The organism is Parvularculales bacterium, from assembly GCA_036881865.1.
Taxonomy (GTDB): domain Bacteria; phylum Pseudomonadota; class Alphaproteobacteria; order JAPOUT01; family JBAJNM01; genus JBAJNM01.
On record JBAJNM010000006.1, the window covers coordinates 41,176 to 67,245 of the forward strand.

25 protein-coding genes are annotated in these 26,070 nt (G+C 46.5%); 14 read left to right on the plus strand and 11 right to left on the minus strand.

The genetic code is table 11. From position 1 onward, the window contains the following. Nucleotides 1-16: 16 nt before the first annotated feature. The 4 genes from V6Z81_02850 to V6Z81_02865 form a co-directional block, all read right to left on the minus strand. Nucleotides 17-1,423 carry a peptidylprolyl isomerase gene (locus V6Z81_02850; GenBank protein ID MEG9861429.1) on the minus strand — a complete coding sequence of 469 codons (1,407 nt, stop codon included), beginning with the start codon at nucleotides 1,421-1,423 and terminating at the stop codon, nucleotides 17-19. Between the two features lie 244 nt (nucleotides 1,424-1,667). Then, a complete protein-coding gene (gene lptD, locus V6Z81_02855; GenBank protein MEG9861430.1) occupies nucleotides 1,668-3,956 on the minus strand; it encodes an LPS assembly protein LptD in 2,289 nt (762 codons plus the stop codon). Further along, nucleotides 3,949-5,043 (minus strand): LPS export ABC transporter permease LptG, encoded by a 1,095-nt coding sequence (gene lptG, locus V6Z81_02860; protein MEG9861431.1) that lies wholly within the window; start codon nucleotides 5,041-5,043, stop codon nucleotides 3,949-3,951. Before lptG ends, lptD begins: the two co-directional genes overlap by 8 nt. A 7-nt stretch (nucleotides 5,044-5,050) precedes the next feature. Continuing rightward, the gene (locus tag V6Z81_02865; protein MEG9861432.1) at nucleotides 5,051-6,202 is read right to left on the minus strand and encodes an LptF/LptG family permease; all 1,152 of its coding nucleotides are present in this window, start codon (nucleotides 6,200-6,202) and stop codon (nucleotides 5,051-5,053) included. Between the two features lie 136 nt (nucleotides 6,203-6,338). On the opposite strand from V6Z81_02865, the gene V6Z81_02870 reads away from it, so the two are divergent. The 3 genes from V6Z81_02870 (at nucleotide 6,339) to ndk (ending at nucleotide 8,962) form a co-directional block, all read left to right on the plus strand. Next, a complete protein-coding gene (locus V6Z81_02870) occupies nucleotides 6,339-7,829 on the plus strand; it encodes a leucyl aminopeptidase (GenBank protein ID MEG9861433.1) in 1,491 nt (496 codons plus the stop codon). A gap of 24 nt (nucleotides 7,830-7,853) precedes the next feature. Beyond that, on the plus strand, nucleotides 7,854-8,309 hold the full coding sequence (locus V6Z81_02875) for a DNA polymerase III subunit chi (protein ID MEG9861434.1): 456 nt from the start codon (nucleotides 7,854-7,856) through the stop codon (nucleotides 8,307-8,309). A gap of 230 nt (nucleotides 8,310-8,539) precedes the next feature. Continuing rightward, nucleotides 8,540-8,962: a nucleoside-diphosphate kinase gene (gene ndk, locus V6Z81_02880; GenBank protein MEG9861435.1), complete on the plus strand. Its 423-nt coding sequence runs from the start codon at nucleotides 8,540-8,542 to the stop codon at nucleotides 8,960-8,962. On the opposite strand, the gene purN is transcribed toward ndk, so the two are convergent. Both purN and purM read right to left on the minus strand, forming a co-directional pair. Further along, nucleotides 8,963-9,622, minus strand: a complete 660-nt coding sequence (gene purN / locus V6Z81_02885; GenBank protein ID MEG9861436.1) for a phosphoribosylglycinamide formyltransferase — start codon at nucleotides 9,620-9,622, stop codon at nucleotides 8,963-8,965. It abuts the gene before it with no gap. Further along, the gene (gene purM / locus V6Z81_02890) at nucleotides 9,619-10,731 is read right to left on the minus strand and encodes a phosphoribosylformylglycinamidine cyclo-ligase (protein MEG9861437.1); all 1,113 of its coding nucleotides are present in this window, start codon (nucleotides 10,729-10,731) and stop codon (nucleotides 9,619-9,621) included. The genes purN and purM overlap by 4 nt, the downstream gene beginning before the upstream one ends. A 197-nt stretch (nucleotides 10,732-10,928) precedes the next feature. Here purM and V6Z81_02895 point away from each other — a divergent pair, with 197 nt between their 5' ends. Genes V6Z81_02895 through V6Z81_02915 form a run of 5 tightly spaced genes read left to right on the plus strand, consistent with a single transcriptional unit; the run spans nucleotide 10,929 to nucleotide 17,324 of the window. Then, nucleotides 10,929-12,110, plus strand: coding sequence for a DUF2066 domain-containing protein (locus V6Z81_02895; protein ID MEG9861438.1), 1,182 nt, complete (start codon nucleotides 10,929-10,931; stop codon nucleotides 12,108-12,110). A gap of 39 nt (nucleotides 12,111-12,149) precedes the next feature. Continuing rightward, on the plus strand, nucleotides 12,150-12,755 hold the full coding sequence (locus V6Z81_02900; GenBank protein MEG9861439.1) for a CDP-alcohol phosphatidyltransferase family protein: 606 nt from the start codon (nucleotides 12,150-12,152) through the stop codon (nucleotides 12,753-12,755). A gap of 39 nt (nucleotides 12,756-12,794) precedes the next feature. Continuing rightward, complete coding sequence (locus V6Z81_02905; protein MEG9861440.1) at nucleotides 12,795-13,544, plus strand: hypothetical protein; 750 nt, start codon at nucleotides 12,795-12,797, stop codon at nucleotides 13,542-13,544. A gap of 18 nt (nucleotides 13,545-13,562) precedes the next feature. Further along, nucleotides 13,563-15,779, plus strand: coding sequence for an RNA degradosome polyphosphate kinase (locus V6Z81_02910; protein MEG9861441.1), 2,217 nt, complete (start codon nucleotides 13,563-13,565; stop codon nucleotides 15,777-15,779). Nucleotides 15,780-15,800: 21 nt separating this feature from the next. Beyond that, nucleotides 15,801-17,324, plus strand: a complete 1,524-nt coding sequence (locus V6Z81_02915) for a Ppx/GppA family phosphatase (protein ID MEG9861442.1) — start codon at nucleotides 15,801-15,803, stop codon at nucleotides 17,322-17,324. On the opposite strand, the gene rnd is transcribed toward V6Z81_02915, so the two are convergent. After that, a complete protein-coding gene (gene rnd / locus V6Z81_02920; protein MEG9861443.1) occupies nucleotides 17,321-18,481 on the minus strand; it encodes a ribonuclease D in 1,161 nt (386 codons plus the stop codon). The two genes, V6Z81_02915 and rnd, sit on opposite strands and share 4 nt — an antisense overlap. 141 nt (nucleotides 18,482-18,622) lie before the next feature. Here rnd and aspS point away from each other — a divergent pair, with 141 nt between their 5' ends. The 4 genes from aspS to V6Z81_02940 all read left to right on the plus strand — a co-directional run bounded on the left by aspS (nucleotide 18,623) and on the right by V6Z81_02940 (nucleotide 21,858). After that, nucleotides 18,623-20,446 carry an aspartate--tRNA ligase gene (gene aspS, locus V6Z81_02925; GenBank protein MEG9861444.1) on the plus strand — a complete coding sequence of 608 codons (1,824 nt, stop codon included), beginning with the start codon at nucleotides 18,623-18,625 and terminating at the stop codon, nucleotides 20,444-20,446. Between the two features lie 95 nt (nucleotides 20,447-20,541). After that, complete coding sequence (locus tag V6Z81_02930; GenBank protein MEG9861445.1) at nucleotides 20,542-20,928, plus strand: NADH:ubiquinone oxidoreductase subunit NDUFA12; 387 nt, start codon at nucleotides 20,542-20,544, stop codon at nucleotides 20,926-20,928. A 43-nt stretch (nucleotides 20,929-20,971) separates the two neighbouring features. Then, nucleotides 20,972-21,454 carry an outer membrane lipid asymmetry maintenance protein MlaD gene (gene mlaD / locus V6Z81_02935; GenBank protein ID MEG9861446.1) on the plus strand — a complete coding sequence of 161 codons (483 nt, stop codon included), beginning with the start codon at nucleotides 20,972-20,974 and terminating at the stop codon, nucleotides 21,452-21,454. Then, entirely contained in the window at nucleotides 21,451-21,858 is a 408-nt protein-coding gene (locus V6Z81_02940) for a DUF2155 domain-containing protein (protein ID MEG9861447.1), read from the plus strand. The genes mlaD and V6Z81_02940 overlap by 4 nt, the downstream gene beginning before the upstream one ends. Here the strand turns inward: V6Z81_02940 and aat are convergent. From aat to aroQ, 4 genes are read right to left on the minus strand one after another with little or no spacing between them, the layout of a single operon-like run. Further along, nucleotides 21,786-22,457: a leucyl/phenylalanyl-tRNA--protein transferase gene (aat, locus tag V6Z81_02945; protein ID MEG9861448.1), complete on the minus strand. Its 672-nt coding sequence runs from the start codon at nucleotides 22,455-22,457 to the stop codon at nucleotides 21,786-21,788. The genes V6Z81_02940 and aat overlap by 73 nt on opposite strands. Further along, the gene (gene accC, locus V6Z81_02950) at nucleotides 22,454-23,797 is read right to left on the minus strand and encodes an acetyl-CoA carboxylase biotin carboxylase subunit (protein ID MEG9861449.1); all 1,344 of its coding nucleotides are present in this window, start codon (nucleotides 23,795-23,797) and stop codon (nucleotides 22,454-22,456) included. The genes aat and accC overlap by 4 nt, the downstream gene beginning before the upstream one ends. A 16-nt stretch (nucleotides 23,798-23,813) precedes the next feature. Next, a complete protein-coding gene (accB, locus tag V6Z81_02955; GenBank protein ID MEG9861450.1) occupies nucleotides 23,814-24,281 on the minus strand; it encodes an acetyl-CoA carboxylase biotin carboxyl carrier protein in 468 nt (155 codons plus the stop codon). A 5-nt stretch (nucleotides 24,282-24,286) separates the two neighbouring features. Further along, nucleotides 24,287-24,736: a type II 3-dehydroquinate dehydratase gene (gene aroQ, locus V6Z81_02960; protein ID MEG9861451.1), complete on the minus strand. Its 450-nt coding sequence runs from the start codon at nucleotides 24,734-24,736 to the stop codon at nucleotides 24,287-24,289. 146 nt (nucleotides 24,737-24,882) lie between these two features. On the opposite strand from aroQ, the gene thiS reads away from it, so the two are divergent. Continuing rightward, nucleotides 24,883-25,086, plus strand: coding sequence for a sulfur carrier protein ThiS (gene thiS, locus V6Z81_02965; protein MEG9861452.1), 204 nt, complete (start codon nucleotides 24,883-24,885; stop codon nucleotides 25,084-25,086). Nucleotides 25,087-25,101: 15 nt separating this feature from the next. Continuing rightward, nucleotides 25,102-25,905, plus strand: a complete 804-nt coding sequence (locus V6Z81_02970) for a thiazole synthase (GenBank protein MEG9861453.1) — start codon at nucleotides 25,102-25,104, stop codon at nucleotides 25,903-25,905. The last annotated feature ends 165 nt before the right edge of the window (nucleotides 25,906-26,070 follow it).

Genomic DNA, 26,070 nt, shown 5'->3' on the forward strand with positions numbered 1-26,070 from the left:
GTCAGTATCAGTGCGCTTAACGAATATCAACGACAGCACTGCGGCGTAAATCGCGCAAATAACGCCGTGCTACCATTTCTAACTCTCGATTGTACAAATCATCCTCAATCATATCTCTCGTCACAGCAATACCTGTATCGTTCTGACGATCACATACGAGAACGACTTCTATGCCTCGCGGAGAGCGTTGCGGAGGGATGATATCGCCAGCATTCTTTGACTGGAGAATAGCCTGTTGCCGATCATCAACCTGACCTGCCATAATAGTATTCACGCTGTCAATTTGAAAGTTGAGGTCTTCAATGAGAGGGGCGATATTCTCGCAACTTGTAAATCTCTCAAGAAGAGAGTTGATCCGGTTCTGGGCTAAAATTACGTCGGCCCGGCTAGCATCCGCTTCAAGGGGAGCTAAAACGTGCATCAACCGGAATTGATTACGCTGAGCATCGGCTTCATTGCCTATAGTCTTATCAATAAGGGCTAGGATGTAATAACCATCAGAGGCGCGAATAGGGGCAGATATACTGTTGGGCCTCATGGTGCGAATGACTCGCGTTAGTTCCGGTGCTAGCTGGTCTTCTTGTATCCAGCCAAGATTGCCGCCCTGTGCCGCTGTGGGAGATTCGCTAAAGCGCGCTGCTATAGCTGGAAAGGACGCCCCACGCTGAAGTTCTTGAGATAACCGCCGCGCTGTTTGGGCTACAATGGTAGATTCACGAGCATTGTCAAACGCTAGAAATATCTCACCTAATTGATAACGGGGCTTGTCAAAAGCTTTCTGCATGCGTTGGTATTGTTCGTTAATTTCATTGTCGCTAAGAGCGATGTCAGAGCCAAATCTTCCAATCAGCAATTTATCCCATGTGGCGTTGGCGTATGCCTGATGCTGGAGGGTCTGAGGGTCAATTTCTTTGCGCTCTAGAAAATCAAGTAAGCCTTCTGTATCCATATCATTCTGGTTTGCAATCCGATCAATATACTCATTTAGATCGTCAACATTAATACTGACTTCTAAGCGGCTTCCTTCTTGAATCTTTATTTGTTCATTAATCAGAGAGCGAACTACTTGATCACGGATACGTTCTTCGTTTTCTGGTGTATGCTCAAGGGCAGCTGTTGCAAAAATGAGTTTTAATCTCTGTTCAACGTCATAATCAGAAATCAGCTTGTCATTGACAATAACTGCGATGCCCTGCTCTTCCCGTGGTAGAGAGGTGAGCGAGTCTGGAGAAACAGTTGGAGACGTACTTTGGATTACCGTTGATCTTGATTCTGTTGTTGGTTGAGTTCCTGTTTCTAGTTGAACTTGAGCATTGGCGTACTCGGGCGCTATAGAAACCAAAGCGCAAATGAGAAATCTCACTAAAAGGGCGCGTTGGCACTGAAGGGAAATCAGAGAATATATATTTACTTTTTTTATCATAATTATAGTGGCTTTTTATACGACAGATAGAATCATAAAGGAGAGTTACCTAGCAATGATGCGGGGACGCTAGTCTACCCTTCGAATAAACCTTAATCCACAAAAACCATAATCTAAGAGGGGATAATGGAAGTTAACCCTCTCCGGCGGGTAGGTTCTTGAGGGTAAGGGTAGGGGGGTGGGGCTTCAGGATACGGGGCATGGAGAGGAGAAGAGGAAGAAGCCAGAGATAACAGAGTATCAATCAGAAAGACGTCTCGTTTTTGCCATCATCCAATGCTGTAGTGAATTGAGTGCCTCCTAGCGTTTTTAGACTAATTTGAACGTAAAGCCGTCTATTACTAGAGATATCACGATCCTCGGTAAAATCATTCTGCAAAGCCATGTCTACAATAAGACATTCGTCCTCATAGCGTAGACCGGTATCACCTTTGATGGTTCTTTCTGTCGTCAGATTACGCCGCCATGATCCATAAGCCGTCCAGTTCTGATGAATGTTGGCAGAGAATTTAAAGCGTGCTTCTTTGTTGACTTCAGTATCTGAAGCTAAATCCCCGGATAGTTTTACATAACCGGCGTCCAGTTGAAAAATACCGAATTGAGTTTTCAGATTAATATCATTGCGTCTGACAGCAAAATCTTCATGATCAAGGCGAACTCGATGTTCTAGAGATAGCCATGGAGCGAGCGTGAGGCTTATAAGACCCACATAGTCAGAGCGACGACCCGCAAGGCTAGGATTTCCTGCAAAAGCCTTCTCGGAGTGCGTACGATAGACCTGTCCAAAGAGAAATTGCGCGCTATTATGGCTATTAGTTCCTACAATGGTCATTTTGACGCCGACATTAGCGCGTATACCACCTTCCCAACGGTCAAAGCCGGAAGAGCGATTGAGGGCAAAGAGATTAGTCTCGTCTAATTCTACACTGAGGCTATCTTCATTGGGGATTTTATCGCGATTTCGACTTTCTGGCGCAACAAAAAGCTGAGCAATAGGCTCAAGAATTTGATTGAATCCCGTACCGTTGTGAACGAGAGGAAGTCGCCATTCAAGGCCTGCGGTTGGCAAGAAACGACCAGTCCACTGTTCGCCAGATTCTCTAACAGGCTGTCTTGTATTGTCTGGAATATCCGTGACGGAATAGATATCGCCACGTACTTGAGCTAAGGTTTTCCACGCGCCGCCAGCAGTATCATAAAATTGCCGCTGCCATGTAAGAGCATTAGATAATCGTCGTGAAGTGGCCCCTTTTTTACGAGTAAGTATCATCAAATTACTATCAATGGTTACAACGCCGCCCTGAACAAGTTCAGGCCATAAATGGCTATAACTCGCTAGGGGAGTAACGACGGGTAAGATCGCTCGTTGATTTTTGTCTAGTAGGTTTTGAAAATGATATCCGGTAACGGATCCATAATTCAAACCAGATTGGTTCTCTACATATAGGCGCGACACAAGATCTGTGCTGTCAGTAATGTTATAGCGACGTAAAAACGTATCATCCGTTGTTGTTTCTAAATCAACGCCCCATCGTGTTTCTTCGTCAATATCAAATTGTCCGCGTACAAATAGACTTCCTCGGAACATTTTGCCATTGGGGCCTCGGGCTGATGCATCCTGAGTGAGAATCCCAGAAGCTCGAACGGTATAAGTGCCTGAGTGCAATCTATGCCGCCATTCATTATGGAGTAGAAGGCCACTTTTGGTGTAATATTGCGGAGTAACAGTTAAATCGTAATTTGGTGCTAAACTCCAGAACCAAGGGGTTTCTACATAAGCGCCCAAATCTGAGGAGATTCCAACATTGGGAGCCAAAAAGCCTGTTTGCCGTTTAACGAGTGGGTCAGGTTGAATTAGAAACGGCAACCAAGCGACCGGTATTCCGAAAAACTCCAAACGGGCATTCTCATAGCGAATGGTCTGCACTTTTGTGTCGTGAACAACCTTACCAGCCTTGATTTGCCACAACGGAACCTTGCTCTCTCTAGTTTCAGAAAGGCATAAACGGCAGGGACTGTAGACTACATTATGAAGCGTGCGCACATTGCCATCATCCGAAAGTTCACCTTGCTTTGCGGCCAGTCGTGCATTATCTGCCATTAGAAGAGAGGGCATTAAAACCAAGCTGCTGTTCAGGCTATCGTCAAGTTCTATACTATCGGCAGAAATGACATTACCCTCAGAATCTATAATTCGTACAGAGCCACTCGCGTGGGCAGTACCACTTTTTTGGTCATATCGTATGTAATTGGCCAAGAGAGTGTGATTGTTATGGGTAAGTTCTACATTGCCCTCAGCGGTTATCACCATGGTGACTTCATTGTATGACAAAACATCAGCCTGAATGAGAACGCGCCCTGTGGTTAAGTCGTCTAACGGGTTTAAGGGAGGCGTCGTTTGCTCATAGGCAAACGAATGAACGCTCACTAGAGTGATAATCAGCATGAAAAACAGGTTAATGATTTTAAAAAATTGCACGATAGCTATGTAGTGTCCATCCATTTGCTGGGTGATATCGGAGTTGCTATCCATCTTCTTGATAAATTAGGATAGTAAGAGTAAAGCAAGCTGTGATCAGGGTTGGACCCCAAGCGGCTAGATAGACAGGGACGACTTCGGAATCTCCCAATATGGAAAAGAATTGGCTTAAAAAGAAAAATATGAATCCCGCCGGAATTCCCCCTAGCCAAAGACGTCTTGTTTTTGCAGAGCGATCTAAATTAAGCGGAAAGATAGCTGCTAGAAGAGCCATAACGCACATCAAAGCAGGGAGAATCATGAGTTCAAGATAGTGAAGGCGGTATTGGGTAGTAGAAAACCCTGCAGATTCAGCAAGCTTGGCAGTTTGATTGAGGCTCCAAAACGAGACAGTACGTGGTTCAACGAAACCTTTTAATATCTGCTCTGCGGTGAGGGTGGAAGGTTGCCGATAGGAAGGGAGAAATTCGCTTGTCTGGTCACGATGGGTGAACCATACATCGTCTAACCTCCAATATCCTGATACCAGCCGAGCACGGGGAGCGTCTATGCGACCAGAAAAGAGGTAATCATTGTCATAGTAGAAAATAGTGACATCCTCTAACGTGAGGGTTTGATTATCTTTGCTGGCTTGGTCAGCGTGAATAATAGCCCATCCGCCATTATTGTTTTGTCTCAGCCATAATCCGGTGTTGGAAACAGAAAGAAATTCGGAGCGTTCTTGAATGAGAACGTTCTCCATATACTTGTACTTTTGAAATAACAATGCAGCTATCGGATTATAGATAGTCACAGCTAAAACACCGACAGCTAGCGTAAGACTCAACACAGGCGCTAGCATCTGCCAGATGGAAAGGCCGGTTGCTCGTATGGCAACTAGTTCGTGATTACGCAACAATCGGAAAAAATATAATAATGTTGCTAGCAATACGATAAAGGGAAGCGCTTCCTCCATCAAATTGGGTAGTTTGAGAAGCGCCATGCCTAACACCTGATCAAGGGATATATGAGCCTTACCTGCAGTGCGTCTTAGCAATTCTGTAAAATCACCAAGAAAAATAATTATTCCGAAGACAGAAACGACAATCATCAAGGCGGTAAGAGATTGTTTCGCAAGATAAAGGAAAAGAGTCCAAGGCATGAGACGATTACGTGCCTTGTTCTTGAGGAGGTGTAATCTTTTGTATGAGGTGTGATAGTAACCTTGAAGGACCCCCTGCGAAGATAATAAGTACAGTAATGAAGCAAGCGCTGAGGGGGAGCATATACAGGGTGAACAACAGGGCTGGGTAACGGGTAGAGAGGGAAACTAAGCCAAGTTGAGCGATGCGTAACACGACGGCGATGGAAACGCCTATGGCAATACGCAAAGTGTAATTTTCTTGCCGGCTATGGAAACCCGGCAAGAAGGTTGCCAGAGCAATGAGAGCGTAGAGAAAACAAAACAAGGGAGAGGTTAGGTGGTCATGTCCTCGTGCTAGAAATTTATTTTTTTGTTGGTTTTCGTAGAGATTATTTGCGTTAAGAAACAGCAGCTCCTGAATGAAACGTTCACGGGAGTTGTAATTGACGTCGTTGTTTTCTTCTATCAGGTTGGAGATATCAATACTATATTGGTCAAAGTTGATGGTGTTGGCGGGTGGTACACCACTCTTTGTGGGGCTGTATTGTACAGAGCCGTTGTGCATAATCAGGAAGGATCTTTCGCCATCAATAGATAAAGTGCCGGATTGTGCAATATAGGTGAGGCGTTCGTCAGGATTTCTCTCATCCTGAAATAGGATATTGTTAATGACACCGTTTGGGTTTTTGTGTTGGGCATAAATGGTAATGCCTATGGTAGGGTTCATAAATTGACCTGCGCGAACGAGAGAAAAAACAAGTTCGCTACGTGCTTCCATCATTACATCCCGATTGTGGCGCATGGAGGCCGGACTAACGTAGATATTAATCAACAAGGTTAGGATGGCGATAAGACCGGCAAAAGTAATAACGGGGCGGATGAACCCCCAGTAATTAACGCCAGTTGCTAGCATGATAATGAGTTCTCTGTCGGTTCTTAGGCGGTACAGCACATAAAGTGAGGCACACAGTAGGGCCGCTGGCAGGATAAGAGTCATAATGTAGGGCAGGTAAAACAGGGCGAGTTCAAAAAAGACACTAATACCCTGATTGTATTTGATAGAGATTTCTAAAAACTTTAGGGTTTGGGTAAGCCAAGTAACGCTGGCTAAAATGAGTGTCAGAAAGCCAAAAGAGATCATTAGTTGTCGGATAATGTAGCGGTCGAGGATTGTCATTGGTCTTAATATCCCCCTTATTGTGGATGGGTTATTTTCTATTATAATTGTTGTAGTTTTGGTTTCTTATCCCCACGCCTTTTTAAGGATTCGCCGAAAGAGCCTTGATTTTTGATAGTAGCATAGGAGTAAAATTATGGAAATTTCCTTTACCTCACTGAAAATACCCACTAAAGGTATAGTGGCGTTGATTGTTGCTGAGGGAACTCGGCTGGGCTCTTTTGGCCGAAAGGTTGATGCGGCAACCGGAGGAGCAGTGAGTCGTGCTCTGAATGCCTCTCATTTTAAGGGAAAATCTAGCGAAACTGTGGACGTATTAGGCGCGTCAGGGGGTATAGGGCGTGTTGTGGTGATGGGGTTGAGTAGGCCATCGGTAGGGGAGAGAGAGTTAGAGAATTTGGGGGGAAAACTGGTTGGGCGGGTGGAAAATAGTGGTGAGACAAAATTGAATATTGCTGTTGAGCCCGTTCATGGATGTCAGGTATCAGCTTCGCGAATGGCTGCCTGCATTGCTTTGGGCGCGCGCTTGCGGGCGTATCGCTTTAATAAATATAAAAGCAAGAAAAAAGGAAAAGACAGATCGCTATGCCTTGAGCATGTCTGTTTGATGACGCAATCTGTTGTGGGGGCCAGCAGGGCTTATGAAGCCTCTGAAGCTCTAACGGAAGGTATCTATTTGGCGCGAGATTTGGTGAATGAACCACCCAATGTACTTTGTCCAGAAGAGTTTGCTGCACGTGCCCTTGAACTGCGCTCTGTAGGGGTGAAGGTTGAAGTTTTAAATGAAGAAAAAATGAAAAAACTTGGCATGAATGCCCTGTTAGGTGTGGGACAAGGGAGTATCAGAGAGAGCAAACTGGTGGTCATGCAGTGGAAGGGAGCGCGTCAGAAAACATCACAGCCAATAGCCTTTGTCGGTAAGGGAGTTTGTTTTGATACGGGCGGCATTTCTTTGAAACCTCCTGTAGGCATGGAAGATATGAAGGGTGATATGGGAGGGGCTGCGTGTGTAACAGGCCTTATTCATGCACTGGCTAGGCGTCGGGCGAAAGTTAATGCGGTTGTGATTGTTGGTCTTGTGGAAAATATGCCCGGTGGCAACGCTCAGCGACCCGGAGATATTGTGACGTCTATGTCTGGCAAGACCATTGAGATTTTGAATACGGATGCCGAAGGGCGCTTGGTTTTGGCGGATGCTCTGTGGTACGCTCAGCAACGGTTCAAACCTAAAATAGTTATTGATTTGGCGACCTTAACTGGTGCGATCATGGTGGCACTGGGGCAAGAATATGCGGGATTGTTTTCAAATAATGATCGGTTGTCGGAGCGCCTTATAACAGCAGGAGAGACAGTGAACGAAAAAGTATGGCGTATGCCCTTGCATGACTCTTATGATAAGATGCTTAAGTCTTCGTTTGCGGATGTAAAGAATATTGGAGGCCGCTATGCAGGATCCATCACAGCTGCACAATTTCTCCAGCGATTTATTGATAAAACACCATGGGCGCATCTTGATATTGCGGGAACGGCTATGGCGTGTCCATCTTCTGACATTAACCACTCGTGGGGCAGTGGCTATGGCGTGAGGTTGCTTAATCAGTTAGTAGTCAGGCACTACGAAAAATAATCTTTGAAAAGGCTAGGATATACAGTGGCAGAACTCTTGTTTTATCAGCTAACGATCAAACCTCTGGAACGGGCTTTGCCGGAATTGCTAGAGCGCTCTTTGGAGCGGGGATGGCGGTGTGTGGTGCGCACCGGATCAGCAGAACGCGTGAAAGATTTGGATACTCTGTTGTGGACGTGGCGGGATGATAGTTTCTTGCCTCATGGGTCACGGGGCTCAAGCGAAGGAGATCAACAACCAATATGGATTACAGATAACGAAGTTGATAACCCTAATGAAGCGCAGGCATTGTTTCTTGTTGACGGGATGCGGGTGAGTCAGGTCAATGGTTATGAGCGGTGTGCGGTTTTGTTTGATGGTTGCAATGAAACAATGGTAGTGGGCGCACGGGAGGATTGGCGCACTGCCCGGGAGGGAAAACAGAAGACAGTTTATTGGCTTCAAAATGAGGCCGGTCGCTGGGAGAAGGGAAGCCAATAATTAAGGATGCTAGATGCTACTGTGCTGGACAAGGGAGTTTTTCAGCCGTAAGCTAGAAATGGTTATGTAGGAGAGGTGTATGGTGCTGGTGTGATCCATGCCAGAGAGAATATAAAACCCATAAGGGCTTTATGGCATGACAGCCTTGGATAAAGGCTTCAACTTGCGACCGTAATGGTGACGTTCTATAACCAATAACCTTGATTTTACTTAAAGAAGGTGTTTATACCATGTCCTTTGAAAGGACCTTTTCCATCATCAAGCCTGATGCGACTCGTCGCAATCTCACCGGTGCTATTGTTGATCGTCTGGAAAAAGCGGGGTTGCGGGTAGTCGCTCAAAAGCGCATCCGGATGACTACGGCACAAGCAGAGAATTTTTACGGTGTTCACAAGGATAGGCCGTTTTTTGACGGGTTGGTGTCTTTTATAACGTCTGGTCCAGTGGTGGTTCAGGTATTGGAGGGGGAGGATGCTATTGCCCTCAACAGAAAAGTGATGGGGGCGACAAATCCGGTAGATGCAAAGATCGGTACCATTCGCGCTGACTTTGCGGAGTCCATTGAAGCCAATTCAGTGCATGGATCTGATGGTGTAGATACAGCCCGCGAGGAAATTGCATTCTTCTTCAGAGAAGATGAAATTGTTGGATGATTATTGTGGTACTGTCAGGAATGTAGGTGGCAGTGTTACATCGTGTAACTGAACGCGCCCATCAATAACAGGAGCACGACCTTCTATGACCAGCTTTAGAGCTAGGGGATAGATTTTATGCTCGGCCTTAAGAACACGGGCGGCAAGGCTATCTGAGGTATCATCTGGGCTTACGGGTACGGCGGCTTGGGCGATGATGGGGCCTGCATCCATTTCGGTGCGTACATAATGCACTGTGCATCCGGTTAGGCAAACACCTGTCTTTAATACTCGCTCATGGACATGAAGTCCCCGAAAAGAAGGTAACAAGGAGGGATGAATATTGAGATGGCGGTCATGCCAGCGATTAACAAAAGAGGTGGTCAATAAGCGCATAAAACCCGCGTTGCACAAAATTTCCACACCAGCGTCTTCTAGAGTTGTGGTGAGAGCCTCTTCAAAAGATTCGCGGCTTACGTAGCCCTTGTGGTCAATGACCTGAGTGGTTAAGCCATGGGTTTTTGCCCATTCAAGCCCAGAGGCATCGGGTCGGTCTGAAACCACAAGGGCAATCTTGGCAGGGTAGGTGGAGTCAAAAGTGGCTTTGGCAAGGGCTGCCATGTTAGAGCCACGTCCGGAAATCAAGATACCTGTGGGGATGTGCTTCTGCTGGCCTGTCATGGGGCGCTTCCGGGGGAGCCAGTAATAATGACAGGAGCCTCTTCTGGCATTCGGGAAACAAAAGTTCCAATGGTCCAGACGGTTTCACCAAAACTTTCAAAGTGGTTTTTTAGGGTGTCTTCTTGGCTGGCGGGTACAACCACCACCATGCCGAGGCCGCAGTTAAATGTATGGGCCATTTCCATGTCTGGCAGGCCGCCTAAATCAGACAACCAGCGAAAAATCGGAGGCAGAGGCCATGTTGTGCCATCAACATGAGCCTGAATGGTGTCTGGCAGAAAACGAGCAATATTATCTATCAACCCGCCACCGGTGATATGAGCCATGGCCTTGATACCCTTGAACATAGAAGCGTCTTTATGCTGCAGGGCCGCCAGTAGAGAGCGGACGTAAATACGGGTAGGGGTTAGTAGACATTCTCCAATATTTTGAGAAGGGTCTAAAGGAAAAGGATCATCATACCTATAAGCGTTATCTTCAATTAACTGGTGCACTAGCGAAAAACCGTTGGCGTGAACACCGGAAGAGGCCAACCCTAGCAGGATATCTCCCTCGGCAATATCATCACGGGGCAACACGGCTTCTCGCTCTACAACACCAAGAGCAAAGCCCGCCAAATCATAGTCACCAGATTGATAATGCCCGGGCATTTCGGCGGTCTCTCCACCAATCAAAGCACATCCGGCCTCGCGGCATCCCACGGCAATACCTTCAATTATTTGTGTGGCTTGCTTGATATCAAGGTGGGCGGTTGCAAAATAATCCAAAAAACAAAGAGGCTCGGCACCTTGTACAATCAAATCATTGACACACATGGCAACCAAATCAACGCCGATGGTATTATTTTGCCCGGTAGCGGTTGCGAGTTTGAGTTTTGTCCCCACGCCATCGGTTGCAAGTACCAGAATTGGATCGCAATACTCAAGAGAGGCCATATCAAACAGGCCCCCAAATCCTCCAAGAGAGGCACTGGTTCCGGCACGAGCCGTTGAGGCTGCCAATGGAGCTATGGCACGTATCAGGGCATGGCCTGCGTCAATATCCACCCCAGCCTTCTGGTAACTATAGCTATTGGTGAGGCGGCTTTGACCTTTTTTAGTAGAACTCATAATGATTTCTGCATATTCTTGATTTGTCTTCCAACAAGACTTTCAGGGGGAGCAAATACGCATACCTCTCTTAGAGGTATTATCATGCTAGGCGGACAATGTGTGGTTTTCGGTAGCGCCTTATGTTAGCGTCAAGCGTGATGTACTCCTTCTATACCGAAGTACGTTGGGAATCCATAGAGTTGGCAAAAATAAACATGAAGGATACTCAAAAAAAACCAAAGTTACTGCATTCTCTGTATTTTGGCATTCATTTTGTGGCCATTCTCATCTTAGCTCCGGTTTGGGCACCAGATGTGCAGGCGCAGGATATCTTTACGGTTCAGGGAATTCGTATGGATAAAACAGCGGCTTCTGCTAGAGAAGCACGGGCGATAGCTCTCAAGGAGAGTCAAGAGGAGGCCATCGGACATCTCTTGCGTCGTCTAACGCCATCATCTGTCTGGGATGAGTTGCCGGTGGTGGAGTCAGAGGCGCTCCCTTTTCTTGTTAAAGGATTGCAGGTTACAGGAGAAAAAACTAGCTCCACGCGTTATCTGGGATGGTTGGCGGTGAGTTTTAAGCCACCTGCTATTACGGCACTGCTACAGGGGGCGGGGATTGATTTTGTGCAACTTCAATCAGAACCGATACTTCTCTTGCCGGTATATAGTGACCAATATGGGAGTATCTTGTGGCAAGAAGATAACAACTGGCGTGAGGCTTGGGCGCGAGCTGATATTGTTGGTAGTTTGACGCCCTTTGTTTTACCGGTAGGTGACCTTGAGGATATCACCGATGTGTCGGTCCAACAGGCTCTGACAGGTGATGTATCGGCTTTGTACAATCTAGCCGCTCGCTATCAGCTGAACCGTATTATGGTAGCGCAAGCCTTGCTGTTTCTGGAGGGTGGTTTGGTGCAAGTAGTGGCCACTCTCTACGATTATGATGGTGTGCAACGTACGTTCACCTTCACTGTAAGCAACAAGGAAGTGGAGGTGCAGCCCGTTTTTCAAACAGAAGAATCTTCTGACCAACTGCCTAGAGCGATGACTGACGCTGGTATAGCTAGGAATAACCTGTTAGAAGAGGGCATTCAACAACTTATTGCCCGCTCTGAGGAGGGTTGGAAAAAGGGCTTGTTGGCTCAAGATGATGGAGGGGGTTCATTGCTGGTGTGGGTAGCCTATGATAATCTTAGAGAATGGTTGGGGATAAGAAAAAAAATTCAAGGTGTGGCATCAGTTGACAGTTTTACTATTCAGGAGCAGACGATATCGGGTGCTTGGGTGGTATTATCGCATCTTGGCGATGTGAGTGCTCTGTCAATGGCGCTGTCTCGACAGAATCTACATCTTGTCAGAGAAGAGGGTGGGTGGATTGTTTTCAGTTCGTCTTAGATTAATCGTGGGTGCAAATAATAATATTCAGATAACATTATGACGTACCTGACAATACCAAACATGATTACCTTAACGCGTTTATTGGTACTAACGCCTTTAGTTATTGTCATGATCGTCTGGAATGAACCGACCTTTGCTCTTGGTGCTATGGTGTTGGCGGGGTTGAGTGATGCGGCTGATGGTTTTATAGCTCGCATGTCTAAGAATTATACCGACCTTGGCGTATGGTTGGATGCCGCTGCAGATAAAATTATGCTGGGAAGTTCATACGTGTTACTGGGATATATGCAAGTTATTCCGTTATGGGTTACGGGCGTGGTTATCGGTCGCGATGCCCTCATTATTGCGGGCGTACTGCTGGCGCGATTTTGGGGGGTTCCTTTGAAGATCAGTCCTGTTTTCGTCAGTAAAGTAAACTCGGTAGTGCAAATCTTGCTGATTGCGCTCATTTTGGCAGTAGCTTCTTGGAATAAAACTATCATGTATGCAGATAATCTGTCTATTGTAGACGCTGTGACAGTGATAGGCAATACGCTCATTGAAGGTGTTGTTTGGGTTATGGTTATAACATCGGTGCTTTCTATTGTGTCTTATTGTCGGCAGTGGATAAAAGCCATCCTTACGCCTAAAAAAAGTGCATAGCAACAGTAAACAGTACATTAACATCTGGATGTAGACACTATGACGATTCATCAGCTATTTCTTGATTTGCCTCATCACTCGGCTGTGGGCCGTGATGATTTTTTCATGAATGAGGCCAATGCGCATGCGCTCTCCATGATTGATTGCTGGCCTAGCTGGCCGGACCGTGTGTTAGTGTTATGTGGGCCTGAGGGTAGTGGTAAGAGCCATCTGGCTTGCGTCTGGCAACAGATCTCTGGAGCACAAATGGTTGACTTGGGTGGGTTAAATCAAGCCTTAGCAGAGGGTATAGGACAGTGCGCTGTTATTGTGGAAGATATACATCAATGCCCAAAAGATGGAGAGAGAAAGTTGCTGCATCTGGTGAACATGGTGCGTCAGGAGAAGGGATGGCTTTTGCTAACTAGCCGCTTAACGCCGACCAAATGGCCAATTTGTTTACCGGATCTAGCCTCGCGGCTGCGAGCAGCCCCGCATGTTTTTCTAGAGTCGCCTGATGATACCCTATTGGCAGCAGTTTTGGATAAATTATTGCGTGACCGGCAGTTGCGGGTTTCGGAAGATTTAGTTCATTATATGGTGTCGCGCATGGAGCGCTCGTTGGCGGCAGCGGGGCGGCTTGTAGAGGCCTTGGATGCAGTCTCGTTGGGAGAAGGCAAATCTATAACCAAAGGGCTCGTGCTTTTGGTGTTGGCTAAGATAATGAAGGAGGGCCGGATAAGGCAAGAAGTCACAGGCTTTGTTTCAGGTGGGGGAGCAACATATAGTGACAGAGGGAGTTTATTATGAGTGAGGCATTTGAGATTTATGTCTGTTGTTGAGATAGCCCAAGAGGTTGCTGTAGGTTTGACACTTGATTCGGCAGAGCGATTTATCAATCGTGAACTCTCATGGCTGGAATTTAATCGCCGTGTTGTGCAGGAATCTGAGAATGAAAATCATCCTTTGTTGGAACGGTTACGGTTTTTGTCTATTTCCGCAAACAATCTGGATGAGTTTTATATGGTTCGCGTCGGTGGTTTGTGGGGGCAGATTAACGCAGACATTGATCTAATTAGTCAGGATGGCTTGACGCCAAAACAACAACTCAGGCGTATTAACACTGTAGCTAATGATCTAATGAAGCAGCAGCAGAAATGCTGGGCACTTCTGCGACAGTCCTTGAAGGAGAACGACATTGTTCTTCTCAACCCCGAGGATATTAATAATGAAGATCATGAATGGTTGGAGGATTATTTTCTTGAGCAGATATTTCCGGTCTTAACGCCGTTGGCAATTGATCCAGCACACCCTTTTCCCTTTATTCCTAATCTTGGGTTTACACTAGCAGTGAAAATGTGCCGCAGGAATGATGGTACAATTTTGAATGCTCTTCTTTCTGTGCCAGGCAAGGTTGACCGTTTTATTCGCTTGCCCAATGGGTTGGGGCGTAGTGTGCAAGAGCACGATAGGGAGGAGGAAGCAGGACAAAAAAATCAAATACGTTTTATCAGCATAGAAGATACAATTAGTCTTTTTTTAAATCAGCTATTTTACGGCTATGACGTTAAGGGCTTTGGTGTTTTTAGAGCTATTCGAGATAGTGATGTTGAGGTTGAGGAGGAGGCAGAAGATCTCGTCCGTGTTTATGAAACGGCCTTAAAGCGCCGTCGTCGGGGCCATGTTATTCGCCTTGAAATTACTAACAATATGCCCGCCGATCTGCGCAATATGATTATATCGGCGCTGGAAGTGTCCGACGATAATATGATGTTTGTAGATGGCTTGATAGGTCTGGTGCAGACCAGTCAGATGGTGGTCGCCGATCGCACTGATTTACGGTTTAAATCTTATAATGCGCGATTTCCAGAACGTATTCGGGACCATGGTGGCGATTGCTTTGCAGCCATCCGAGCGAAGGATATTTTAGTTCACCACCCATATGAGTCTTTTGATGTAGTGGTGCAATTTATACGCCAAGCCTCAACAGATCCTGAAGTGGTAGCCATCAAACAGACCCTTTATCGCACGTCTAGTAATTCTCCTATCGTCAAGGCACTGATTGAGGCGGCGGAAGCAGGTAAATCCGTAACGGCGGTGGTGGAGCTTAAAGCCCGATTTGATGAAGCCGCCAATATTAAATGGGCACGAGATATGGAGCGGGCGGGCATTCAGGTGGTCTACGGTTTCATTGATCTTAAGACTCATGCCAAGTTGAGTCTTGTAGTACGCCGTGAGGGAAGTAAACTGCGATCCTATGCTCACTTTGGAACCGGCAATTACCATCCTGTGACTGCAAGAATTTATACGGATTTATCTTTATTCACAGCTGACCGTGCTTTAACAAGCGATATGGGCCGCTTGTTTAATTATATTACTGGCTATGCACCACCAACGCGTATTCGTCATGTTGCCGCCTCGCCTGCCAATATGAGAGAGACGTTGGTCGCTCTTATTTATGATGAAATTGCTCACGCCGAGGCTGGGCGACCGGCTCAGATATGGGCAAAAATGAACTCTCTGGTTGATGCGGACATTATTGATACCCTCTATAGGGCCTCACAGGCGGGTGTCGCTATTAGATTGGTAGTGCGTGGCATATGTTGTTTGCGGGCAAGGGTGCCTGGATTGTCAGAAAACATTCAAGTGAGAAGTATCATTGGTCGGTTTCTTGAGCACTCTCGTATTGTTTGTTTTGGGGCGGGCTCTGGTTTGCCTTCTGATAAGGCTAAGGTTTTTATTTCCTCTGCTGATTGGATGCCGCGTAATCTTGACCGTCGAGTGGAAACGTTGGTTCCGATTTTGAATCCAACAGTCCATGAGCAGATTTTAGATCAAATCATGGTAGCTAATTTGAAGGACAATCTGCAAAGCTGGGAATTGTCACCTGATGGCTTTTATGTACGCACTGAGGTGAGCAAAGATGAGGAGATGTTAAATGCTCAGGATTATTTTATGACCAATCCGAGTCTATCGGGGCGGGGGGATTCTGATACGAAAGACATACCTCGTTTCTCAGACTGCAACGCAGAATCCAGCCTTTGACTATTTATTCCGTATAACAATATGGCAACAGGTATATTGGCGGCGTTGAAAAGTTTTTTCTCTAGAGAGACCTCTCCTGTTGGTGTTGTAGATATAGGCTCAAACTCTGTACGGCTTGTCATATACAGGGGGGACATATCTGTGCCAGTACCTTTGTTTAATGAGCGGGTCTTATGTGGTCTTGGGCGTACAGTGGTGCGTACTGGAAGTCTAGATAAAGAGGGGGTAGCGCTGGCTTTGGAGGCCTTGCGGGGTTTTAGTGCTGTGGCGGAAATTGTTGGGGTGGGGCAAATTTTTGCAGTAGCCACAGCGGCTATTCGGGATGCCCATAATGGTGATAATTTTGTGGCCGCCGCCGAGGAGACTCTTGGCACGCCCATCAGGCAGATATCTGGCGTCGAGGAGGCTCATTTAGCAGCCCGCGGTGTCTTGATGGGTATGGGGGAGGTTCATGGGATTGTAGGTGATTTAGGCGGGGGCAGTCTTGAACTGGCTGGCGTTATTGAGGGTCGGGTTACGGAGGCTGTTTCTTTTCCCCTTGGGGTGTTGCGGTTAATGAATGAAGAAAGAAGCTTTAAGAAAATTACTGCGCTGATAGATAAAACTTTATCTGGGGAAGAGTGGTTATCTGATTTTGAGGATCGGGATTTTTATGCTGTAGGGGGAACATGGAGAAATTTGGCACGCCTTTATATGTATCGTCAGTCGTATCCCCTACATGCTTTACATCAATATGCTGTGTCTGTAGCGGATGTTGAAGGTATGGAAGACGCTGTGGCATGGCTACAAAATCAGGAGATAGCTGTTACCGTACCCAACGTATCCCGGCAGCGAGTGCCTACATTTCCTTTTGGGCTTTTGGTGTTGAGCCAGGTATTGGCACGGCAGGGGGCGTCTCGTGTCGTATTCTCTGATTATGGTTTGCGCGAAGGGGTATTAGCAGAATCTGTTATGCCTGTTCATGACAAAGATTTTGATCCCTTGATGGACTCAGCTTCTCTGTTGGCTGCTCGGCTTGGGCGACATGAGGGTTATGGTGAAGAGGTGACCTTATGGTGCGCTCCTTTGTTTGCTGAAGACACTTCCCATAAAGAGTGTGTAGTACATACTCGCCTACGGCGAGCGGCCTGTTTGATGAGCGATATTGGCTGGGCGGTCCATGCCGATGACAGAGCTATGTGTTGCGTCAATCAGATTGTTCAGGCATTGCTTCCAGGGATTGACCATATGGGCCGGGCTTTTTTGGCGGCAGTGTTATTTTATCGACATGAGACAAATATCGCCCTGCCTAGTTTTATTGAGCAGTTTCATTTAATTGATAAAGAGCGAGCGCAGGTTTTGGGTTATGCATTACGGTTAGCAGATGCTCTGAGCGCGTCAATACCGGGTGTATTGCCACGCATGAGCTTAAAGCGAACAGATAAGACAATCACGTTATCTCTGCCGCCTGATTTAGCAAAGTTGGGGGGAGGTGTACCGGCAAAGCGCTTACGGCAGTTAGCGAAACTTCTCAAATGCGAAGGTGGTATAGAAACAGCAAGTTAATCGGTATGGGGGATTAACTCCAGAGTTCTGCCTCTTGCTCCCAGTGATAAATTCCCTTCTTTTAGCGCTATAGCGGAAGAGCCGAATACCTTGTAGCGCCACCCTTTAAGGGCCGGAACATTGGCGGCATCTTCATTGGCAATTTTCTCTAAATCCTCTGTGGAGGCTACCAGTTTTTGCGCTACCTCATGATGAGCGCATTGATGTTTGAGCAGAACTTTTAATAATGCCAGAAGAGGAGCGTTGTCTGATGATGCATGGGTATTAGAGTTTTTAGGAGAGGGAAGGATTGCAGGGTCTCGCGCTAGGCCTCGCTGGACGGCCTCTAGCAGGTCTGTGCTATATGGACCGTTAATGAATCCACTATGGATAGAGCGCAACGACTTAAGGTCTTGAGGTGTTTTGGGTATCTGCACGGCGATATCCTGTATGGCATTATCTTTTAAGATACGATTACGTGGGACATTATCTCTTTGGGCTTGCTGTTCGCGCCAAGCGGAAACTTCTATAATTATGGCTAGAGAATGATGCGAATGAGTGTTAATCTTAAGTCGTCGCCATGCATCTTCTGGTTTTATCTCATAGGTAGCCGGATTATTCAATAAAGATAGTTCTTCATTAATCCAATTAGCGCGATTACTCTTGCATACTTGTTGGGAGAGTTTTTCATAGAGAGTGCGCAAGTGGGTGACGTCTGAGAGAGCATACTGTAATTGCTTATCTGATAAAGGCCTATGGCTCCAATCGGTGTAGCGTGAGGATTTATCTATCTGCTCACCGATTAGTTTGCGCACTAAATTTCTATAACTTACCGAATCACCAAAACCACACACCATGGCCATTATCTGGGTGTCCGACAAAGGAGTTGGAATGATGGATGCATCATGATAGAGAGTTTCTACATCTTGACGGGCGGCATGGAAAACCTTAGTCACAGAGCGGTCCGTCATTAGGTTATAAAAAGGCGTTAAATCCAAATCAAACGCTAGAGGGTCTACCAGCACGTTATCATCGGGCCCAGCCATTTGTATTAGGCACATCAAAGGCCAATAAGTACTCTCCCGTAGAAACTCTGTATCTACGGTGATAAAGTCAGCTTTTGCTAATTTAGCACATGTGGTAGTGAGTTCTTCTGTCTGGGTGATGGGCTTAATCATTCTGTCGCTATAGCCTATTTGTGCCCGTTTGTCCTGTATTTTAGCCCACCTTGATAGAAACCTTGGGGGAGGGCTAAAAAATCCTGTATTTCGTGACTTTTCGCCTTGTTTTCTGAACAGTTTTGAAGGATAGAAAAGGGTATGCAACGTTATCGCACTCATCATTGCTCGGCACTGGACAAATCAGCAGTCGGAGAAACGGTACGGCTATCCGGCTGGGTGCACCGTAAGCGCGATCACGGTGGCCTGTTGTTTATTGATTTGCGGGATCACTATGGCATGACTCAGTGCGTCTTTGATCCTGACAGTGAGGCATTTAGATTCGCTGAAGGCGTACGCTCAGAATACGTTATATCTGTGGAGGGTTGTGTTGTAGAACGTACAGAAGAAACCATCAACCCTGCTTTGCCCACGGGTGAAGTGGAGGTGTATGTGCAAACACTGGAGGTTCTCTCGGAGGCTGCGGATTTACCACTACCTATCTTTGGCGAGCCAGATTATGCTGAGGATATTCGGTTGCGTTATCGCTATCTGGATTTGCGTCGTGAAACCTTGCATAGCAACATTGTCTTGCGTTCAAAAATTATCACAGCCATCCGGCGCTTGATGACAGAAGCCGGATTTATGGAATATCAAACACCTATTTTGACGGCGTCTAGCCCTGAAGGGGCACGTGATTTTCTAGTACCAAGTCGTCTCCATGCGGGTCGTTTTTATGCTCTTCCTCAAGCCCCGCAGCAGTTTAAGCAACTAATTATGATGGCGGGGTTTGACCGTTATTTTCAGGTTGCTCCTTGTTTTAGGGATGAAGATGCGCGGGCGGACCGTTCCCCTGGCGAGTTTTATCAGCTAGACATTGAAATGAGTTTTGTTGAGCAGGAAGATGTATTTCGGGCAGTAGAGCCGGTTTTGATGGAATTGTTCAGGGAATTTGGTGGCGGGCGTAGAATTGTCTCGCCTTTTCCCTGTATTGGCTGGCATGAGGCGATGCTTAAGTATGGTACAGACAAGCCAGATTTGCGTAACCCCATTGAGATTGTTGATGTAACGGATATTTTTGCTGCTGATGAAGTGTCATTTCGAGCTTTTAGAAGTGTTATTGATAAGGGAGGTGTAGTGCGGGCTATTCCTGCGCCAGGGGTTGCCGGTCGACCACGTAGTTTTTTTGATGGATTAAATGGTTGGGCACAGCAAGAGATGAATGCGGTGGGTTTGGGTTATGTTATCTTTGAGACAGATGTAGAAACTGCTACCCTTACAGGTAAAGGCCCGATTGCTAAGTTCATACCTCCACAATATCAGGAGATTCTGGTAAAAAGATCGGGTATTCAATCGGGAGATGCACTGTTTTTTGCCTGTGATATGAAGCCGGTAGCAACCTCTCTTGCCGGGGCGGCCCGTCAAAGAATTGCTGAAAAACTATCGTTGATTGATGAGATGCAATTTGCCTTTTGCTGGATTGTTGATTTTCCTCTTTATGAGTGGAACGAAACAGCTAGTAAAATTGATTTTTCTCATAATCCTTTTTCTATGCCTCAAGGAGGGCTTGAGGCGTTGACAACTAAAAATCCATTAGAGATTCTGGGTTACCAATATGACATTGTGTGTAATGGGGTAGAATTGTCATCTGGAGCTATTCGCAACCACAGCCCGGAGATTATGTATCGGGCTTTTGAGATTGCAGGCTATGACAAAGACGCAGTGGATAGACAATTTGGGGGCATGATTAACGCTCTTCGGTATGGTACACCACCCCATGGAGGTATAGCTCCAGGTATTGATCGTATTGTCATGTTATTAGCAGGAGCACAGAATCTACGAGAGGTGATTATGTTCCCTATGAATCAGCAAGCGGAGGATTTGATGATGCAATCTCCCTCAGAGGTGAGCGAGCAGCAGTTGTGTGATTTGCATATTCGCTTAGCACCCTTACCTGCAAAGAAAGACAAAGATGAGGGCAAATAGGCTGGCAATTTTGTCGGATTATCTTGTTGCACAGGTTACACTTAGGGTATGGTGGTAGGTGATTAAACAGAGTGATTGAGGCTTTATAAGTAAGTATGGCTTTGTTGGTACAGTTTTTTACATGGTGGAATGGACAAACCTACGGTACGCGCTTTTTTACGTGGCGTCGGGGGGTTCTTGTGGGTATTGATAAATCCGGGAATAGATATTACAGCGAGAAAGGCAAGGGCGGACGTCGCTGGGTGATTTATAATGGGGTATCGGATGCCTCTAAGGTTGCGCCAGAATGGCACAGTTGGCTCCACCATGGAGAGGATGTACCTCCCTCGGGGGATTGTGTTGCCCGCCCTTGGCAAAAGCTCCACCAGCCTAACATGACAGGTACGGGTCAAGCCTATAAACCAGTGGGCAGTTTGGCGAGATCTCAGGAGCAGCAAGTAATGCGGTGTGGGTATGTGCCGTGGCGTCCCAAGAGCCAATGACGCCAATGATAATAACACCAATGATAAAGAAAAGAGAATTAGCATGAAAGATAATCTGGTTGAGACACTTGTTGGTGCAGTTGTATTGTTGGTTGCGGGAAGCTTTTTGGCATACGCCTACACAACAGTGGGTAGCCTTCAAGACAGTGATGGCTATCAGGTAGTTGCTTATTTTGACAGGGTAGATGGTCTTTCTAATGGGAGCGATGTTCGTCTAGCAGGCATTAAAATTGGTCAGGTAGAGAGTCAATCAATTGACCCGAAAGACTATAAAGCCATCATTGTGATGTCCATACAGTCAGATGTTAAACTGCCGGAAGATAGTAGTGCTAAAATTACCAGCGAAGGTCTGCTCGGTAGCAATTATATCTCTGTGCAGCCAGGTGGCAGTGAGGATTTTTTGGCTTCCGGTGATGAAATATTCTATACCCAAGGCTCTGTTGATTTAGTGAGCTTATTGGGACAAGCCGTTTTTAATGTATCAGATGACAACCCCTCCTCCATTGGCTCATCTGGCAGTCAATGAAGGAGGTTTATACTTTTGTCATCCTCCTCTGTGTTCTGATAACCAGTGGGGTTTTAAGCCCATTGCAAGCAGAGGTAGCTGTCTTTACAGCGTTAGATAAAGTCACAGCTCGTATTAGTCGTTTAGAAGCTCCAGTCGATAAACTGGTGCGTTTTGGCACTCTTGATGTTCTGATGCGTACTTGCCATAAAAGCCCCCCCGAAGATCCGCCCGAGATAACCGCTTTCGTGCAAGTAATAGAAATAGCACGAGAAGAAAGAGCAGAGAGGTTATTATTCTCAGGTTGGATGTTGGCCTCAGACCCGGGACTCAATGCCTTTGAGCATCCTGTTTATGATATCTGGCTGATTGATTGCAAGATGGATGAGGGGGTATCATCGGATAGTGAGAAAAAATCTCCCTGATGGCGCAAGGCCTCACTGAGGCACTGATGAAAGGCAGTGTGGGAGAGTTCGACAGCACCAAACTGCCGAAGGTGCATTGTGATAAATTGAATATCTAGCAATAAAAAGCCTCCGGCTCGCAGGCGGGCAGCGAGGTGAACTAGCGCAATTTTGCTGGCATCCTTGACTCGCGAAAACATGCTCTCTCCAAAAAAAGCCGCACCCACATGAACGCCGTAAAGTCCTCCCACTAGGTTTCCATCTTGCCAGCATTCTACCGAGTGGGCATAACCTAAGCTGTGCAGGCGGGTATAGAGTCTATAAAGAGGTGGATTTATCCAACTCTCAGGGCGGTCAGGAGTTGGCTCTGCACAAGCTTGCATTACGGTTGCAAAATCTTTATTAATCTTTATAACAAAAGGAGCGTCTTTTAAGGTGCGCCTAAGGCGACGGGGTAAATGAAAATGTTTTAACGGAATAACGCCGCGCTTGTCAGGGTTAACCCAATAAAAACCATTGCTCTCCCGGTTATCTGCCATAGGAAAAATACCCGCTTGATATGCCTCAAGCAGGACAGTAATATCTTTGTCGTGCCCAAGAGGAGATGGATTGCCGCTCATTTTTCTTTATCTAGAAATTGCTCCAGCCAGTGAATATTATAATTACCATTAAGAAAATCATCATTATCCAGCAACCGCTGAAACAACGGAATGGTTGTTTCAATACCATCAATGACAAATTCTTCCAGAGACCGGCGTAATCGCATGAGACACTCTATCCGGTCATTGCCGGTTATGATCAGTTTGCCAATCAAACTGTCATAATAGGGAGGAATGCGGTAACCAGAATAAACAGCAGAATCAATCCGCACACCCGGCCCTCCGGCCGGATGAAACTCCTTAACCTGACCTGGGGAGGGTACAAAAGTAATTGGATTTTCTGCGTTAATGCGACATTCTATGGCATGGCCTGTGAAACTGACATCTTTTTGGCGAAAACTCAGTTTATTTCCGTTAGCAATATGGATTTGCTCACGCACCAAATCAATACCGGTTACCATCTCCGTCACCGGATGCTCTACCTGTAGTCGGGTGTTCATTTCAATAAAATAGAACTCGCCATCTTCATAAAGAAATTCAACCGTGCCAACTCCCAAATAGCCTAGTTTGTTGATAGCAGAAATCAGAATATTACCAATTTTTTTTCTTTCTTTGTCAGTTAGGGCAGGAGAAGGGGCTTCCTCCAAAACTTTTTGATGACGGCGTTGAAGAGAACAATCGCGCTCTCCCAAATGGACAATATTTTTATGACTATCCGCAACAATTTGCACTTCTATATGGCGAGGGCGTTCCAGGTATTTTTCAATATAAACCCCATCATTCCCAAAAGCGGCCCCCGCTTCAGTACGAGCTGTTGAAAGCGCCGTTGGTAATTCATGGGCATTGTTAGCTACTTTCATGCCGCGCCCGCCACCCCCTGCGGCGGCTTTGACGAGAACGGGATAGCCAATTTTATCGGCCAAAGCGTGCGCCTCAGCATCGTCCGTGATAGCGCCATCTGAGCCCGGTACTACCGGAATACCCAGCTTTTGTGCTGTATTTCTGGCGGCAATTTTATCGCCCATCAAATGGATATGATGGGCTTCGGGGCCAATAAAGGTAATGTTATGAGCAGTGACAATTTCAGCAAAGCGGGCATTTTCAGAAAGAAAGCCATAGCCCGGATGAACAGCATCCGCGCCGGTAATTTCGCACGCTGAAATAATAGATGGAATGTTGTTATAACTCTTATTGGCTGGAGGTTCCCCTAAACAGACGCTCTCATCAGCAAGGCGGACGTGCATGGCATTTTCATCAGCTGTAGAATGAACCGCAACTGTAGCAATCCCCATCTCCCGACAAGCTCGGTGAATGCGCAGGGCAATTTCTCCGCGGTTAGCTATCAGTATCTTTTTGAACATAACGCCTTCACGTTTTTTAATTCATAACGCATAATGGCTCACCATATTCCACTGGCTGTCCATCCGTAATTAAGATTTTGACAACCTTACCTGAACGGGGAGCGGGAATATGGTTCATTGTTTTCATAGCTTCAATGATAAACAGCGTCTGCCCTTCGGCCACTTCTGCCCCAATTTGCACAAAGGGTGGGGCGCCCGGCTCTGGTGCTACGAAGATTGTACCCACTATGGGGGAGGTGACAGTCTCTCCGGCCTCTCCTGCGGGAGTTCCATCTTCTTTGTTTACCTTATCGTTTGAAGCAACAGGTGATGCAACTGGTGTAGCAGCCATAGCAACAGGGATTGAGGGGGCAGTATTGCGTGCAACACGAACTCTCATATCTTCAGTTTCTACTTCCAACTCACTGAGTTCTGATTCAGTCAGCAAATTTATCAGATTGCGAATAAAATGCTCGTTAGCAGAATCTTTAGAATTTTTGGTCATGAAAACTATCCATTTGTTTGTTTCAATACGCTCGCCACGGCTTCCAGTGCAAGAGAGTACCCATGAGCGCCAAATCCGCAAATTGACCCGACAGCGGTTTTTGCAACATAAGAATGATGTCTAAAATCTTCCCTGCGCTGTGGATTAGAAAGATGAACCTCCACAATAGGGATGTTTAAGGCCATCAACGCATCATAAAGGGCAACAGACGTATGGCTATACGCCCCAGCGTTTATAATAAGGCCACTGCCGGTTCTTGCCTTGTGAACCATATCCACTAATTCGCCCTCACCATTGCCTTGCAGGAAAACAACCTCATATCCAAATGTTCCCGCCTTCTCGCGGCACATGTGCTCAATGTCATCAAGGCTGTCTATTCCATAAATAGCCACTTCCCGCTCTCCCAGCAGATTGAGGTTAGGGCCATTGAGGATGTGAATGGTATTGGTGCTCATGAGAAGATATCCGTAAAATAGGTTTTTGTTCCGCCTTTTCGGTGAGTATAGTCTTTTATAAACGCTTCCGGCGGGCTATGAAAGAGGAGAAAATAACCCATTTAGCTGATTTTGGTCTCAGGAATAGTGATAGGAATTAAACGCTTATGTTGACAATAACCATCAATGGCGTTGAAGAGGTACTGGAGAAGTCGGTGACCGTTCAGGGTTTACTGCATCATCTGAATCTACCTGACGATAAAATTGCTGTAGAACATAATGGTGAGATTATACCGCGCTCAACCTATAGTGTTACATGGCTTGAGAGTGGAGACAACATAGAGGTTGTTCACTTTGTAGGCGGAGGATGATGGAGTGATGACAGTATGACAAAGGGTGACGATAAGATAAAGGACTCTCAAAAGGATGAACTCATTATTGCAGGGCGGCGTTATGGCTCGCGTCTTATCATTGGAAGTGGGAAGTATAAGAATTTTTCTCAAACAGCAGCTGCTTTTGAGGCATCTGGTGCCGAAATTATTACGGTGGCGGTGCGTCGGGTGAATATAGAGGCTCCTGACAGGCCGCAGCTGGTGGATTATATAGACACTTGTAAAGTGACATATCTGCCGAATACGGCGGGTTGCTTTACCGGAGAAGAGGCTGTGCGCACGTTGCGTTTAGCGCGAGAGGCAGGGGGATGGTCACTGGTTAAACTGGAAGTGTTGGGTGATGATAAAACTCTCTATCCCAATATGCAGGAGACTCTGCGGGCGGCGGAAATTCTTTTGGCGGATGGATTTGAGGTGATGGTTTACTGTTCTGATGATCCGGTTATAGCACGGGAATTGGAGGATATGGGATGTTGCGCCATTATGCCGTTAGCCGCTCCCATCGGGTCGGGTCTTGGCATCCAAAATGCTGTCACCCTACGCCTTGTTATTGAGCAGGCTCAAGTGCCCGTCTTGGTAGATGCCGGAGTTGGCACGGCATCCGATGCAGCGCAAGCCATGGAACTGGGCTGCGATGGAGTATTAATGAATACTGCGATTGCTGAAGCGCAAGATCCTGTGCGTATGGCAAAAGCCATGCGATATGGAGTTATCGCGGGCCGTGAAGCATGGCTTGCAGGCCGGATGGCAAAGAAACTATGGGGGGACCCCAGTTCTCCTTCTTCAGGCCTGATTTAAGCCGGCTTAACGCAAAGCAATGACTTATGAAGCCTGGCGTACCTGTCGTATCTGTTGTTGTAACGCTTGTTTGCCTACGGCACCGGGCACCAGTACATCATTAATGATAAAGGACGGCGTTCCATCAACCCCCAGAGCCTGCCCGAGCGCACGATTCTTGCTAAG

Bases quoted from the DNA above. Each gene is read 5' to 3' on its own strand.
- aroQ (MEG9861451.1), bottom strand. From the start codon at position 24,736: ATGAGCACCAATACCATTCACATCCTCAATGGCCCTAACCTCAATCTG.
- V6Z81_02940 (MEG9861447.1), top strand. From the start codon at position 21,451: ATGAAGGAGGTTTATACTTTTGTCATCCTCCTCTGTGTTCTGATAACC.
- V6Z81_02850 (MEG9861429.1), bottom strand. From the start codon at position 1,423: ATGATAAAAAAAGTAAATATATATTCTCTGATTTCCCTTCAGTGCCAA.
- aspS (MEG9861444.1), top strand. From the start codon at position 18,623: ATGCAACGTTATCGCACTCATCATTGCTCGGCACTGGACAAATCAGCA.
- V6Z81_02970 (MEG9861453.1), top strand. From the start codon at position 25,102: ATGACAAAGGGTGACGATAAGATAAAGGACTCTCAAAAGGATGAACTC.
- V6Z81_02870 (MEG9861433.1), top strand. From the start codon at position 6,339: ATGGAAATTTCCTTTACCTCACTGAAAATACCCACTAAAGGTATAGTG.
- ndk (MEG9861435.1), top strand. From the start codon at position 8,540: ATGTCCTTTGAAAGGACCTTTTCCATCATCAAGCCTGATGCGACTCGT.
- purM (MEG9861437.1), bottom strand. From the start codon at position 10,731: ATGAGTTCTACTAAAAAAGGTCAAAGCCGCCTCACCAATAGCTATAGT.
- V6Z81_02930 (MEG9861445.1), top strand. From the start codon at position 20,542: ATGGCTTTGTTGGTACAGTTTTTTACATGGTGGAATGGACAAACCTAC.
- mlaD (MEG9861446.1), top strand. From the start codon at position 20,972: ATGAAAGATAATCTGGTTGAGACACTTGTTGGTGCAGTTGTATTGTTG.
- purN (MEG9861436.1), bottom strand. From the start codon at position 9,622: ATGACAGGCCAGCAGAAGCACATCCCCACAGGTATCTTGATTTCCGGA.
- thiS (MEG9861452.1), top strand. From the start codon at position 24,883: ATGTTGACAATAACCATCAATGGCGTTGAAGAGGTACTGGAGAAGTCG.
- rnd (MEG9861443.1), bottom strand. From the start codon at position 18,481: ATGATTAAGCCCATCACCCAGACAGAAGAACTCACTACCACATGTGCT.
- aat (MEG9861448.1), bottom strand. From the start codon at position 22,457: ATGAGCGGCAATCCATCTCCTCTTGGGCACGACAAAGATATTACTGTC.
- accC (MEG9861449.1), bottom strand. From the start codon at position 23,797: ATGTTCAAAAAGATACTGATAGCTAACCGCGGAGAAATTGCCCTGCGC.
- lptG (MEG9861431.1), bottom strand. From the start codon at position 5,043: ATGCCTTGGACTCTTTTCCTTTATCTTGCGAAACAATCTCTTACCGCC.
- lptD (MEG9861430.1), bottom strand. From the start codon at position 3,956: ATGGATAGCAACTCCGATATCACCCAGCAAATGGATGGACACTACATA.
- V6Z81_02910 (MEG9861441.1), top strand. From the start codon at position 13,563: ATGTCTGTTGTTGAGATAGCCCAAGAGGTTGCTGTAGGTTTGACACTT.
- V6Z81_02900 (MEG9861439.1), top strand. From the start codon at position 12,150: ATGACGTACCTGACAATACCAAACATGATTACCTTAACGCGTTTATTG.
- V6Z81_02915 (MEG9861442.1), top strand. From the start codon at position 15,801: ATGGCAACAGGTATATTGGCGGCGTTGAAAAGTTTTTTCTCTAGAGAG.
- V6Z81_02895 (MEG9861438.1), top strand. From the start codon at position 10,929: ATGAAGGATACTCAAAAAAAACCAAAGTTACTGCATTCTCTGTATTTT.
- V6Z81_02905 (MEG9861440.1), top strand. From the start codon at position 12,795: ATGACGATTCATCAGCTATTTCTTGATTTGCCTCATCACTCGGCTGTG.
- accB (MEG9861450.1), bottom strand. From the start codon at position 24,281: ATGACCAAAAATTCTAAAGATTCTGCTAACGAGCATTTTATTCGCAAT.
- V6Z81_02865 (MEG9861432.1), bottom strand. From the start codon at position 6,202: ATGACAATCCTCGACCGCTACATTATCCGACAACTAATGATCTCTTTT.